Consider the following 13,191-nt stretch of genomic DNA (forward strand, 5'->3'; position numbering starts at 1 on the left):
GTTGTGCTGGTCCGGCTGGCTAAGCAAGCTGGCGGTGGAGCTGGCCCAGGCGGGCGAGGACCGAAGCGTCTACCACTTCGTCACCAACCTGAATCCGGATGCCACCGATCAGTGCCGGGTCAACGTTCATGTTGATCTTGAGCTCGCGCCCGTAAAGGGCATTCAGCCCCGCCTGCAGACGGCTGGTCTGTGTCTCCGTCAGCGGACGGGTGACGCTGACCGTTGCAATCCAGCGCTGCTGGCGCTTGGCTGCGAGCTCCGCGAAACGACGGACGAGCTTAGTTACCTTGAGGCCACGCGGCTGCGAAACCGCCTGTCCGATAAGGACCTTCGCTTCCTCGCTTGCACTCGGTACGAGCTTTTCGGCGAGAGCGACCTTGGCGGCCGCGCTAGCCTGCGGCTCGGACACAGCACGCTGTACCTCGTGGTTGGACTCGACGGCCTGGTTGAAGGAGAACAGATCGTTCTCCAGCGTTTCCAGGCCAGTGATGCCCGAGGCAGAGACGGCAGACTTATTCTCAGCAACGGCAATTACCACCGAAGCGGCAAGAGTCTCGAGTGCATCGCCGATATCCCGGGCCGACGCCCAGCGCGAGCTGGCCAGTCCGCTCGCGATATCCACAGCATCCGCGGAGACTTTCCCGCCGAAGAGCTGCTTGATAAGCGCCGACTTTTCGTCACCGCTGCGGGACGGGTCAGTCAGGGCGCGGCGCAAGCCAGCCGAGCTGTCCACCGTTCCCAGGATTCCGAAGAGTTCCTTAGCCAACTGCAGCGAGGCGAATGGAAGCTTGGCTTCCAGCGCCACCAAGGCCGCGGTGAGCGATTCGCTCGATACACCTGCCATTACTGAGCTGCACCTGCGTTCTGGTTCTCCAGATCTGCCAGGAAGCGGTCAACCACACGGGCTGAGCGCGCGTCGTCCTCGAGGGACTCGCCAACAATGCGGCCCGCCAGGGTGGTGGCCAGTGTGCCAACTTCCGTGCGCAGCGACACAACGGCCGCCTGGCGCTCGGACTGGATCGCCGCGTGCGCCTGGGCCGTGATGCGGGCAGACTCGGCAGCTGCCTTCTCCTTCAGGTCCGCAAGGATCTGAGCGCCTTCGGCACGTGCTTCCTCGCGGATGCGGTTGGCCTCGGCACGGGCATCGGTGAGCTGCTGCTTGTACTCTTCGAGAGCAGCGGAAGCCTCTGCCTGGGCCTTTTCAGCCTTGGCGATGCCGCCTTCAATGGCCTCCGCACGCTCTGCGAAGGTCTTCTCGAACATCGGGACAACGTACTTGACCACGATGAACATGAGAACAGCGAAGCCGGCGAAGACGACAAGCATTTCCCAGGGATTGGGAACCAGAGGGTTAGTGCCCTCTGTGGCGGCTGAGATGATCAGCTGATTCATAATTCACCCGTCCTTATCTACTCGGTTCTGGATGTTCGCTTAGTTCTAAAGTTCAGACTAAAGAACGAACGCGAAGACCAGGCCGAGGATGGCGAGGGCTTCAGTCAGCGCGAGGCCGAGGAATGCGATCGGCTGGAGCACACGCTGTGCCTCCGGCTGACGTGCTACGCCGTTGATGTAAGCGGCGAACACGAGACCAACACCGATACCACCGCCGATTGCGGACAGACCGTAACCTACGAGGTTGAGATTGCCTTCCATTTTTTTCCTTTCAAGATGCCATCTATGTGGCAGGTTGTTTGGTGTACTTCATCCCCCGAGGGGAAGATTTTTGGGTGCCTAGTGGCTATCCGCGTGCAGCGCGCCTTCGATGTAGATCGCGGTCAGCAGCGTGAACACGTACGCCTGCAGGACCATGATCAGCGCTTCGAGCATGTACATGGCAATCGCGCCGCCAAGTACGAGAACTGAGGTGCCCTTCAGCAGGAGGTTCTCCTGCATGACGAGGAACTCGATGCCCGAACCGGCGATCATCACGATCAGGTGGCCGGCCAGCATGGTCGCGAACAAACGGAGGCTGTGCGTGACCGGGCGGACGAGGAAGTTGGAGATGATCTCGATCGGAATGACGATCGGAAGAATGTAGCCCGGGACTCCGGACGGCACGGTGGCCAGCTTGAAGTACTTCAGGCCGTTCTTCTTGACGCCGATGGCGATCCACGTGACATACACGATTCCGGCCATCACGTAGGCGCCGCCGACATGCGAGAAGGTGGGGAGCTGGATCAACGGAATGGCGCCGTAGATGTTGTTCACCAGGATGAAGAAAAACAGGCTGAACAGCAGCGGGACGTACTTCATGAAGTCTTTGCCGCCGATGATGTCCTTGCCGATGCCGTTGCGGACGAAGCCGTAGGCGGCCTCACCGGCGAACTGGAGCCTGCCGGGGACGAGCTGACCCTTGCGGGCAGCCATCAGAAAGAATGCGGCGATAATAACGACCGAAAGGATTACCAGCAGCATCTGCTTGGAGAATCCGTCGGCCGCCCCCCACGGCACGATTGCCGGCAGGTGGATTTCTTCAATTCCAGGAGGCGTAAAAGTTCCTGAATTCTGGGCCGGGAGCGCAAGCGCGATCAACGCGTTTCCTCTCTGCAGTGTCCATCATTGGGCGTTGGCCGGGGAAAGGCGACGTTGCTGTCGCATTCTCCCCGTGTGAAATTATTTGGCATTACTGATCCTCGTCCTGAGACGGGCCACGTGCAGCATTGTCCCCGCCGGCGGATTTATCCGGGCTGGTGAGGCCGTGCATATGAGAAAGATAGAACCCTCCCGCGGCTCCCAACAGGGCGCCTGCGAGCACAATCCAGCGGGTTCCCCACAGATTATCCAGACCCCACCCTATCAAACTCCAGACGAGGATTCCGCCAACAATGTAGCTGAAGACGGCGATGCCGGCGTTGTATCCGCCGTCGCGTCCGTTGTCGGAAACGCCGGGGGCTCCGGAGGTGTTTTCCCGGGTGCGGGGCTTGTTCTTGGGGCGCTCTTTGCGGCTAAACATCGGTGCCGCCTTCCGGGGTCTCGGGGTCGTTGTAGAGCTGGAGCCGGGCCTTGCTGAAACCATAGATTTCGGCGGCCTGCCACAGGACCACGGTCACGACGGCGCCGGCCAGGAACCAGCGCCCGCTCAGCCACTCGGGGCTGCCGATGGCAAACAGCACCACGGCAAAACCGACGACTTTGATGAAATAGGTGGCCGCGAACAGTCCGATGGCCCCGGAGGAGTGATTGCGCCCGCCGAAGTGGCCGACCAGGAGGCTGATCGAAAAGAAGGCGATAACCAGCACGCCGCCAAAGAAGGACGACAGCGCCGCAGCCATACTGTCGAAAAGGAGCGCCGCCAGGCTGGTGAGCAGCAGGGCGCCGCCGGCAACGGCCGAACTGATGGCCAGGAGCCGCAGCCACAATGATTTTGTGGGACCTGAGACACCAACGTCTCCGGCGCCGGACGTTCGTCCGGGTTCGGCGTTGGAGGTCATGAGATCCCAATCGTCGAGGCGTGGTGTGCTGGTCAAAGTGGCGCGGCGAAGTACCGCACATGAATTCTACATGAGATAGAAATTATTCGGAAAAGACCTGCGGAGGGCGGTTCCGCTGCGGCGTCATACGTCCTCGGCCGAAGAACGCGGCCCCAGTCCCGGAGCCCGGTGGCGCAGGTACGGCCACGCCGTCACGCCGGCCATGACGGCCATCGCCGCCCCGCCGACGACCATGACGACCTGCCACTGGAAGATGGCGAGGGCGAGGCCTCCAAAGGCCAGCACACAGGTCCACAGGTACATCAGGATGACGGCACCGCGGTGCGAATACCCGATATCCAGGAGCTTGTGGTGCAGGTGGCCGCGGTCCGCCGACCACGGCGACCGCCCGAGCGCGGTGCGGCGCACGACGGCCAGGCCAAGGTCGAGCAGCGGCAGGAACAGGACCGCAAAGGGAAGGAGGATCGGGATGATGGTGGGGATGCCGTTGGCCCGGTCGTACAGCCCGGATGTGATCTGGCCGGTGGACACAATGCCCGCCGAGGCCATGATCAGGCCGATCAGCATCGCGCCGGAGTCACCCATGAAGATCTTGGCGGGGAACCAGTTGTGCGGCAGGAAGCCGATGCAGGCGCCCACGAGGACGGCGGTCAGCAGGGTGGCCAGGTCCGAGCGGTCCAGCAAAATGGCCGTCCGGTGCACCCAGTACGCCGTCAGGAAGAACGCCGTGCCCCCGATGATCGCCACGCCCGCAGCCAGCCCGTCCAGGCCGTCGATGAAGTTGAACGCGTTCATCGTCGTCACAATCAGCCCGGCCGTCAACGCGATGCTCACGGCATCGCTCTCTATCACATAGGGCTCCGGGACGAACGGAATGATGGTCATCCGGACGCCCCAGATCGCCACCACCAGGGCCGCGGCGCTTTGGCCGATGAGCTTGACCCACCAGCGCAGGTCCAGCAGGTCATCCGCCACGCCGACCAGCACGATCACGGCTGCGCCCGCGAGGATCCCCCAGGGTGCGTCATTGTTGCGGTAGATGTCCTTGACGAAGAAGGACTGGCTGGCGATCAGCAGTGCCACAAAGAACCCGGCAAAGATTCCCAGGCCGCCGAGCCTGGACACGGGGGTCGAGTGCATGTCCCGGCTGCGGATCGGGGAGAACAGCTCCATCCGGTTGCCGACGTAGCGGGCACCCCAGGTCGCTGTGTAGCTCACGACTGCCGCTGAGAGCATCATGAGCAGGTACATAATCACTGCGGAGACACCCGCTTGGAGCCGTCCGCGCAGGGCACACCCGGTTGCACAGCCCGGAGCCACGGTGATGCTGCGTGGCTCCGGGGGTGGGGTGAACTCAGTTGCTGTGGGTCTGTCTTGCGATAAATGAAACTTCTCCGTCGCCGTGCGCAGGGCAGGCAGTGCGTAGTGCCTGACAGGGCTGTATTACAGTGGACTCTAGTCAAGATACTAACGCCAACGGCCACTTGTCTTCGCGTCACACGGCCTATCGCCGGCGGGAAAACCACCGGCGGCCGTGCTGAAAGGAACACTCGATGACCCTGTCGGTTGCAGTTGCCGCCGTGACGTTTGACCGTCCCCGGGAGCTGGCAGTTCTGCTGAACGCCATCAACAACCAGACGGCATCGGTTCGTTCAATCTGCCTTGTCGACTCCGGCACGGTCCCCGCCCAGGATGTCGCGCGGGCGCACGAAAACGTGGACTACGTCCGGTCCGAGGCCAACCTCGGCGGTGCCGGAGGCTTCTCCCTCGCGATCCTCAAGGCGGTCGCCACCGGGGCCGAGTGGATCTGGATGATGGACGACGACGCCGAGCCCGCCGACCCGGAATGCCTCGCCACGCTCGTCCGCGAGGCGGAGGCCCGGGACCTCGAAGCCGTTGTTCCGCTCGTGGTTGCCCCCGGCCACCCCGACCGGCTCTCCTTCTTCTTCCGCCTGGACGGCAAGGTCACCCACGACCGCGCCGAGGTGGAGAAGATCGGTTTCCTGCCGGACGACGGCCACTTCTTCAACGGCGCGCTGATCCGCTCGGATGTCTTTTTCAAGGTCGGCCTGCCGGACATGCGCCTGTTCATCCGCGGGGACGAGGTGGACTTCACCATCCGGCTCCGCAAGGCCGGCATCCGCTTCGGCACCGTCACGACGACGGCGATCACGCACCCCCACGCTTTTTCCGAGACCAAGCACGTTTATGGCGCCCGGTGGCACGTCATCGTGCCGGAGTCGACCTTCAAGCGCTACTTCTACTACCGGAACCGCGGGTACCTCATCCGCCGCCACTTCCGGATTAAGTCGTTCGTCGCGGATGTTGGCGGCTACCTCGGCTATTTCCTGCAGCGCGGCGATCTCCGCGGCCTGGCCGACTGGTTCGGGGCTTTTTCCGCCGGACTGCGCGGCAAGGGCTTTGGCCCCCTCAAGGACCAGAAGTTCTAGCGCCCGGGCAGTAACCGGCGCCGGATCAGCAGCCCGGCGAGCAGCCAGGGCTCGCCGAAGACCCGGTAGGCGACCCGCCGGGGGTGCAGGACCAGCCGCCAGGCCCACTCCAGGCCGAGGCGTCCGAGCCACCGCGGTGCCAGTTTCTGGATCCCCGCAATCTGCTCGATCGCGCCGCCAACGGCACAATAGACCGCCGGGGGCAGCGTTGCCAGCCGGCGCGTGAGAACCTGTTCCTGCAGCGGCATGCCCAGCCCGAGCAGCACCAGCTGCGGCCGGAACTCCGCGAGCCAGGTGACGGCCGAGTCCTCGAGCTCCTCGTTCCAGCCCTCCCCCGGCAGTCCGGCCACCCGGGCCCGCGGGACCAGGGCCGCGAGCCGGGCCACGGCCTGGCAGTTCGCCGCGGGTCCGGCTCCGATCACGGCGATCCGCTCCAGACCCTCGACGTCGGCCAGCGCAGGGATCCAGTCCGTGGAACCCAGCCGGTAGTCCATGACAGGCCCCCCGCCGTGCCGTGCGCCGTTGCCGCGGGCCCAGAGCATCAGCACCGGCGCGCCGTCGATCAGGACCACGTCGCTTTGGTCGTAGAACGCCCGGAAGGCCGGGTCGGAGTGGCACAGTGTGACGCTGTGCAGGTTGTGTCCCACAACCGTGCGGGTGGTGCCTTCGGCCACGAAGCGGTTCAGGACCCCTGTCAGTTCAGGAACAGTCAGGGGCGTCGCGTCCACGTCAAGGACGGGGACGCCTTGTCGCTGGAGGATCATGCGGTGCCGGCCCCCGCGCTGGGACGTTCGACGGGTTCGACCGGTTCAGGATCTGCGGCAGGTTCCGCAGTATCAGCCGGTTCAGGATCTACTGCGGGTTCCGCAGTTTCAGCCGGAACCACGGCAGCTTCCGCGGGCTCGGCAGCTTCCGCCGCAGTGGCCACGTCCTCTACAGCTTCCGGTTCCTCGCCGACGCCCAGCACGGACGGGACGACTTCGCGGAGCCGTTCCAGGCTGATGGCGCCCTGGCGGACCACCCGCAGCGGCACAGCGGTGGCGTCAACAATGGTGGACGGCAGGGCGTCGGCGCCCTCGGCCGGACGCGGGCCGCCTTCGAGGTAGACCTCCACGGACTCCGCGAGCTGGGCTTCGGCCTCGGCGGCGGTCAGCGCGGCCGCCTGGCCCGTGCGGTTCGCCGAGGACACGGCCAGGGGCCCGGTCAGTGTCAGCAGGTCCTGGGCGACGTCGTCGGCCGGGATCCGGAGAGCCACGGTGCCTTTGGTCTCGCCAAGGTCCCAGTCCAGGGACGGCTGGGCATGCAGGATCAGCGTGAGTCCGCCCGGCCAGAACGCCTCGGCCAGGCGCCGGGCCTCGGCCGGAACGTCCGTGGCGAGGCCGTCGAGGGCATTGAGCCTGGGGATCAGGACCGGCGGCGGCATTTTCCGGCTGCGGCCTTTCGACGCCAGCAGCAGGGTCACCGCGAGGGGGGAGAACGCATCGGCGGCGATCCCGTACACGGTGTCCGTCGGGAAGACCACGCACTTGTGGTCCCGGATGGCCCGCTGGGCATGTTCAAGTCCGGCAGCGCGCTGCTCAGCTGCTGTGCAATCGTAGCTAGTCGTCACTGGCCTATTCTTTCATCACTTCGTTTGCCCGTTTCACCGTAAGGCGGCCGGGTCGGCAAGGACGGCGCTGGTGGCCCGGTCCCTGCCGTTGAGGTCACGATGGGTGGCCACCTCGGCCCACAGCCCGGAGCGCTCCAGCATCGCGGCGATCCAGCCGGCCTGGACTTCGGCGTGTTCCATCACGAAGTAGCCGCCGGGGACCAGGAGCCGGGCCGCGGAGACTGCGGCCGCCGTCGGAAGCTCCATGCCGTCCGCTCCCCCGCCGTACAGTGCCTCGGGGGGATCGTGCAGTGCCACTTCGGGTTCGTTGGGGACCGCTTCGGCGGGAATATAGGGCGGATTGGACACGACGACGTCGAAGGTCCCGTTGTGCTCCGGCAGGGCATCGCGCAGATCACCGCGGATCAGGTGGACACCGAGGGGCCGCAGGTTCCGGGCAGCCCAGGCGTGCGCGAACTCGCTGAATTCGACGGCGTGGACCTCCGCGCCGGGAACCTCGTGCGCGATCGAGCCGGCGATGGCCCCGGACCCGGTGCCCAGGTCCACCACCTTGGGATGCGCCTGGCCCTGCAGCCGGTCGATCACAAGCTGCACGACGGACTCGGTTTCGGGGCGGGGTATGAACACTCCCGGCCCGACGGCCAGTGCCAGGTAGCGGAAGTGCGCGACGCCGGTGATGTGCTGCAGCGGAATGCGCTGGGCGCGCTCGGCGATGAGCTCCTCGTAGCCGTCCGGGGCAGCGGTGTCGCCCAGCATCAGGACCCGGAGCCGGCCGAGCCCGACGCCGAGCAAATGCTCGGCGAGGAGTTCGGCGTCGGCCCGGGGACTCGGGACGCCCGCGGCGGCCAGGACGGCTGTGCCCTCGCGGACCGCGTCCGCAAGGCTCAGCACGGTTCCTTCTGTCATCACTGCGCGGCCCGGGATCAGTCGCCGATGGCGTCGAGGCGGGCCTGTTCGTCCATCTCGATGGCCGACTGGATGACCGGCTCCAGGTCGCCGTTCATGACCTGGTCCAGGTTGTAGGCCTTGTAGCCCGTGCGGTGGTCCGCGATCCGGTTCTCCGGGTAGTTGTAGGTCCGGATGCGCTCCGAGCGGTCCATGGTGCGGATCTGCGACTTGCGCTGGGCGGAGTTCTCGGCGTCGATCTGTTCCTGCTGGTGGGCCAGGATGCGGGCGCGGAGGACGCGCATGCCGGCTTCGCGGTTCTGCAGCTGCGACTTCTCGTTCTGCATGGCAACCACGATTCCGGTGGGAAGGTGGGTGATCCGGACGGCGGAGTCGGTGGTGTTCACGGACTGGCCGCCGGGGCCGGAGGAACGGTAGACGTCAATTTTGAGGTCGTTCTGGCTGATGTCCAGTTCTTCGGGTTCGTCTACTTCCGGGAGCACCAGCACGCCGGCAGCGGAGGTGTGGATGCGGCCCTGGGATTCCGTCACGGGAACGCGCTGCACACGGTGCACGCCGCCTTCGAACTTGAGCCGCGCGTAGACGCCCTCGGCCGGATCGTTCGAGTTGCCCTTGATGGCCACCTGGACGTCCTTGTAGCCGCCCAGGTCGGATTCATTGGCGGAAATCATCTCGGTCTTCCAGCCGCGGGATTCCGCGTACCGGGTGTACATCCGCAGCAGGTCGGCCGCGAACAGGGCGGCCTCGTCGCCGCCCTCCCCACCCTTGACTTCGAGGATCACGTTGCGGGCGTCGTCCGGGTCGCGCGGGATCAGCAGCCGGCGCAGCTTGGCCGCGGCCGTCTCCAGCGCAGCCTCCAGCTCAGGCACCTCGGCAGCAAACTCCGGGTCCTCCCCCGCCATTTCCTTGGCAGCCGCAAGGTCATCCTGGATGCCGTGCCAGGCATGGTACGCCTCGACAATGCCGTTCAGCTGGGCAGAACGCCGCCCCAGCTTCCGGGCCAGCTTCTGGTCAGCATAAACAGCAGGATCCCCAAGCTGTGCCTGGATAGCGTCATGCTCATCCAACAGGCCCTGTACGGACTCAAACATTTCAAAACCTCTTTCGACTCTTACAAGTCTAGTAACGCGACAGCGAAGGTGGGCAAACAGCGAAGCCGCTCAAAATATGCCGGCCAGGGAGTGGCTTCGGGCCTGCCGGAGCCGGGTGGCTGACGATCGTAGATCGTCGGCCACCCGGCGGAGGGGCGGGGCCGGCATATTTTGAGCGGCTAAAGCCAGCTACTTGTCGTTATCGGACTTCGCACCAAGCGTCGTCTTCTGCACCTGCATGAGGAACTCGACGTTGCTCTGGGTCTCCCGGATCTTGTTGGTCAGCAGCTCAAGGCTCTGCTGCGTTTCGAGTCCGGAAAGGACGCGGCGCAGCTTCCACATGATCTTGACTTCCTCGGGGGACAGCAGGTTTTCCTCGCGGCGGGTACCGGACGCGTTGACGTCCACGGCCGGGAAGATGCGCTTGTCCGCGAGCTGGCGGGACAGGCGCAGTTCCATGTTGCCGGTGCCCTTGAACTCTTCGAAGATGACCTCGTCCATCTTGGAACCGGTCTCGACGAGCGCGGTTGCCAGGATGGTCAGTGAGCCACCGTTTTCGATGTTGCGGGCTGCACCGAAGAAGCGCTTCGGCGGGTACAGCGCTGCGGAGTCGACGCCACCGGAGAGGATACGGCCGGACGCCGGCGCCGCCAGGTTGTAGGCACGGCCCAGGCGGGTCATCGAGTCGAGGAGAACCACAACGTCCATGCCCATTTCCACGAGGCGCTTGGCACGCTCGATGGAGAGTTCGGCCACGGTGGTGTGGTCGTCGGCGGGACGGTCGAAGGTGGAGGCAATGACCTCACCCTTGACGGTGCGCTGCATGTCCGTGACTTCTTCGGGGCGTTCGTCAACGAGCACCATCATGAGGTGGACCTCAGGATTGTTGGTGGTGATGGCATTGGCGATGGACTGCAGGATGAGCGTCTTGCCGGCCTTCGGCGGCGAAACGATCAGGCCGCGCTGGCCCTTGCCGATCGGGGCAACCAGGTCAATGACGCGGGGGCCGATCTTCTTCGGGTCCGTCTCGAGGCGCAGGCGCTCGGAGGGGTACAGCGGGACGAGCTTCGCGAATTCAACGCGGTCCTTGAGTTCCTCGGGGGTCTTGCCGTTGACCGAGGTGACGCGGACCAGGGCGTTGAACTTCTGCCGTGCGGTCTGCTGCTGGCCGCCCTGCGGGGCCTCGCCTTCACGCGGTGCGCGGATGGCACCGACGACGGCGTCGCCCTTGCGCAGGTTGTACTTCTTGACCTGGGCGAGGGACACGTAAACGTCGTTCGGGCCCGGCAGGTAGCCGGACGTGCGGATGAACGCGTAGTTCTCCAGCACGTCCAGGATGCCGGCAACGGGCACCAGGACGTCGTCCTCGGTGACCTCGACGTCGTCGACGTCCGGTCCCTGGACGCGTCCCCGACGGCGGTCGTTGCGGTCGCGGAAGCGGTCGTTGCGCGAGGCGTTGTCGCGGCTGTCCTGCCCGCCGGAGCGCTCGGGACGGTCATTGCGGTCGTTGCGGTCACGCCGGTTCCGGCGGTTCCGGCGGCTGCCGCCGTCGCTGTCGTCGCTGTCGCGGGTGTCGCGGTTGGCTGAGCTGTCGCGGGTATCGCGGCTGCCGGCAGCCTCGTCGCGGCCGCCGCGGGTGCGGGTGCCCTCACGGCGCTGGCCGTCTTCGCTGCCCTGCTCTGCCTGGCGCTGTTCGGTGCGCTGTTCAGTGCGCTGTTCGGTGCGCTGTTCAGTGCGCTGTTCGGTGCGCTGTTCAGCCTGACGCTGGTCGGCCGGAGCCTCGACTGCGGTCGCGGCCGGGGCTGCGGACTGCGCTGCGCCCTGTCCTGCGGACTGCTCGGCGGCATCGCCGCGGCGGCGGTTGCGGGTGCGCGGCTGGCGGGTGCGGTCGCTGCCTTCCGTCGAGGAAGCAGCGGAGCCGTTCTCGGCAGAGCCAGCCTCGGCGGACGCCGCGGGGGCCTCCACGGCCGGGGCGGCTGCGGGTGCCTCGGCGGCGGGAGTCGTGATGACGCCGTCGCTGCCGGCGCGGCGGCTGCGGCCACGTCCACGGGCACGCGGGTTCTCCTGGGCCGGGGCCTCGGAGTCGGCGGCGGCAGGCGCGGCGGCCGGGGACGACGCCTGGGCGACGGTCCCGTTGTCGGTAGCCTTCTCAGCACCGCGGGCCGGAGCCTTGCTGACCGGAGTACCGGCGCGGTGGGCGGAAATGGCCGACACAAGGTCGCCCTTCCGCATCCGCGAACCGCCGGAAATCCCCAGCTGGCTGGCAAGAGCCTGGAGCTGGGCGAGCTTGAGGCCGGCAAGGCCGCTGCTCTTGGCGGGTGCTGCCGTAGACGATCCGGCAGCAGAAGATGATGTTTCCACAGCTGAAGACAGCTCAGTGGTTTCGGTCACGAAGGATCCTTCCCCCTCGACGGCGTCCAGGCTAGGAGCTGGACGCGATGATTTGATCTGGGCTGCAGTTCAGATCTGCAGCCGGGATTTCGGCCTTGCCGGATGGATATTGGCCAGCACGGCCGGTTATAGCTCCACCTGGCGCGTTCCGGAAGAGAAGGAACGGCGGGCTGACGTTTTCAGGGGTGCAGAGATTGTTTCTGCGGATTCCTGCGTCAGACCAAAAGCAGGTGGCACCGGAAAATATTGCGCAGTGAAAGATGAGAGAGGCAACTAGGCCAACATCGCGGTCTTTTGAACAGTAACTGAATTACTGCCTGCGTGATTACCGCCGGTGCACTTCCACTTTAGCACCTTCGACGTCCACAGCCAGCTTCATCACACGCCAGCCCACGTCCGGCGTGTTGCCGGACGTGAAGGTGCCGATGAACCCGACGGCGGCATCGGCCTGGGCCTCTCCGTTGGCGAGGACCAGCACCGTGGGTCCGGCGCCGGAGACGACGGCGGCAAAACCCGCCCGCCGCAGGGCTGCGATCAGGTCCGCGCTCGGGCGCATGGCGGCGGCGCGGTAGCTCTGGTGCAGGTAGTCCTCGGTGCCGGCCAGCAGGAACTCCGGTTTTTGCGTCAGGGCGTGGATCAGCAGGGCCGCGCGTCCGGAGTTCATGGCGGCGGCGTGGTGGCCCACCGAGGCAGGCAGCAGCGCCCGGGCGGCTTCGGTGGAAAGTTCGAAGTCCGGCACGGCAACCACCGGAATGACGGCGGAGGCGACCGCCGCGCAGGTGCTGCTGTACTGGTCACTGTCCTGCCACGACAGCGCCAGTCCGCCGAAAATGGCGGGTGCGACGTTGTCGGGGTGTCCTTCCATTTCGCTGGTGAGCTGCAGGACCCAGTTCTTGTCCCGGCGGGCCGCCTCCGGGACCAGCGCATTGGCGGCGGTGACCGCGGCGACGACGGCACAGGCCGAGGAACCCAGGCCGCGGCCGTGCGGGTTGATGTTGTCGGCCGTGATCCGCAGGCCGTCGTGCCGGAAGCCCAGGCGGTGCAGGGCCTCGGTGATGGCCCTGACCACCAGGTGGCTGGCATCGCGGGGCAGGGATTCCGCCCCTTCGCCGCTGAGTTCGAATTCCAGCTCGCCGCTGTCCAGGGTTTCCACCGTCAGCGTGTCGAACAGCGTCAGCGCCAGGCCGAGGCTGTCATACCCGGGGCCGAGGTTCGCGCTCGTGGCCGGCACACGGACCGTCACGAGCTGCCCGGCCGGAACCGCCGGCGTGTCGGCGGCGGACTCGGCCGGGATGGTGAGGGTGGTTTCCACG

At 65.9% G+C, this 13,191-nt stretch carries 14 protein-coding genes; 1 reads left to right on the top strand and 13 read right to left on the bottom strand.

All coding sequences use genetic code 11. From position 1 onward, the window contains the following. Window positions 1–19: 19 nt before the first annotated feature. From AC06G6_RS12970 to AC06G6_RS13000, 7 genes are all read right to left on the bottom strand, one after another. On the bottom strand, window positions 20–844 hold the full coding sequence (locus AC06G6_RS12970) for a F0F1 ATP synthase subunit delta (RefSeq protein WP_479822644.1): 825 nt from the start codon (window positions 842–844) through the stop codon (window positions 20–22). Continuing rightward, window positions 844–1,392 carry a F0F1 ATP synthase subunit B gene (locus tag AC06G6_RS12975; protein ID WP_479822646.1) on the bottom strand — a complete coding sequence of 183 codons (549 nt, stop codon included), beginning with the start codon at window positions 1,390–1,392 and terminating at the stop codon, window positions 844–846. The genes AC06G6_RS12970 and AC06G6_RS12975 overlap by 1 nt, the downstream gene beginning before the upstream one ends. Before the next feature lie 57 nt (window positions 1,393–1,449). Continuing rightward, window positions 1,450–1,653, bottom strand: a complete 204-nt coding sequence (gene atpE, locus AC06G6_RS12980; RefSeq protein WP_009356484.1) for an ATP synthase F0 subunit C — start codon at window positions 1,651–1,653, stop codon at window positions 1,450–1,452. A gap of 78 nt (window positions 1,654–1,731) precedes the next feature. Then, window positions 1,732–2,532, bottom strand: coding sequence for a F0F1 ATP synthase subunit A (gene atpB, locus AC06G6_RS12985; RefSeq protein WP_479822648.1), 801 nt, complete (start codon window positions 2,530–2,532; stop codon window positions 1,732–1,734). A gap of 91 nt (window positions 2,533–2,623) precedes the next feature. Further along, window positions 2,624–2,953, bottom strand: a complete 330-nt coding sequence (locus tag AC06G6_RS12990; RefSeq protein WP_479822650.1) for a hypothetical protein — start codon at window positions 2,951–2,953, stop codon at window positions 2,624–2,626. After that, window positions 2,946–3,431: a hypothetical protein gene (locus AC06G6_RS12995; RefSeq protein WP_479822652.1), complete on the bottom strand. Its 486-nt coding sequence runs from the start codon at window positions 3,429–3,431 to the stop codon at window positions 2,946–2,948. Before AC06G6_RS12995 ends, AC06G6_RS12990 begins: the two co-directional genes overlap by 8 nt. 123 nt (window positions 3,432–3,554) lie before the next feature. Beyond that, window positions 3,555–4,688 carry an MraY family glycosyltransferase gene (locus AC06G6_RS13000; RefSeq protein WP_479822654.1) on the bottom strand — a complete coding sequence of 378 codons (1,134 nt, stop codon included), beginning with the start codon at window positions 4,686–4,688 and terminating at the stop codon, window positions 3,555–3,557. A 296-nt stretch (window positions 4,689–4,984) separates the two neighbouring features. Between AC06G6_RS13000 and AC06G6_RS13005 the strand changes: the two genes are divergently transcribed. Further along, window positions 4,985–5,881: a glycosyltransferase gene (locus tag AC06G6_RS13005; RefSeq protein ID WP_479822656.1), complete on the top strand. Its 897-nt coding sequence runs from the start codon at window positions 4,985–4,987 to the stop codon at window positions 5,879–5,881. On the opposite strand, the gene AC06G6_RS13010 is transcribed toward AC06G6_RS13005, so the two are convergent. From AC06G6_RS13010 to thrB, 6 genes are all read right to left on the bottom strand, one after another. Then, the gene (locus tag AC06G6_RS13010; protein WP_479822658.1) at window positions 5,878–6,645 is read right to left on the bottom strand and encodes a WecB/TagA/CpsF family glycosyltransferase; all 768 of its coding nucleotides are present in this window, start codon (window positions 6,643–6,645) and stop codon (window positions 5,878–5,880) included. The genes AC06G6_RS13005 and AC06G6_RS13010 overlap by 4 nt on opposite strands. Further along, window positions 6,642–7,490 carry an L-threonylcarbamoyladenylate synthase gene (locus AC06G6_RS13015; RefSeq protein WP_479822660.1) on the bottom strand — a complete coding sequence of 283 codons (849 nt, stop codon included), beginning with the start codon at window positions 7,488–7,490 and terminating at the stop codon, window positions 6,642–6,644. The genes AC06G6_RS13010 and AC06G6_RS13015 overlap by 4 nt, the downstream gene beginning before the upstream one ends. A gap of 33 nt (window positions 7,491–7,523) precedes the next feature. Next, window positions 7,524–8,396, bottom strand: a complete 873-nt coding sequence (gene prmC, locus AC06G6_RS13020) for a peptide chain release factor N(5)-glutamine methyltransferase (protein ID WP_479822662.1) — start codon at window positions 8,394–8,396, stop codon at window positions 7,524–7,526. Window positions 8,397–8,413: 17 nt separating this feature from the next. Beyond that, window positions 8,414–9,487: a peptide chain release factor 1 gene (gene prfA / locus AC06G6_RS13025; RefSeq protein ID WP_282382400.1), complete on the bottom strand. Its 1,074-nt coding sequence runs from the start codon at window positions 9,485–9,487 to the stop codon at window positions 8,414–8,416. A 189-nt stretch (window positions 9,488–9,676) separates the two neighbouring features. Next, window positions 9,677–11,878, bottom strand: coding sequence for a transcription termination factor Rho (gene rho / locus AC06G6_RS13030; RefSeq protein ID WP_479822664.1), 2,202 nt, complete (start codon window positions 11,876–11,878; stop codon window positions 9,677–9,679). Window positions 11,879–12,203: 325 nt separating this feature from the next. After that, window positions 12,204–13,190 carry a homoserine kinase gene (thrB, locus tag AC06G6_RS13035; RefSeq protein WP_479822666.1) on the bottom strand — a complete coding sequence of 329 codons (987 nt, stop codon included), beginning with the start codon at window positions 13,188–13,190 and terminating at the stop codon, window positions 12,204–12,206. Window position 13,191 lies beyond the last annotated feature (1 nt).

The sequence above is a fragment of the Arthrobacter sp. CJL-S3 genome, assembly GCF_056711635.1.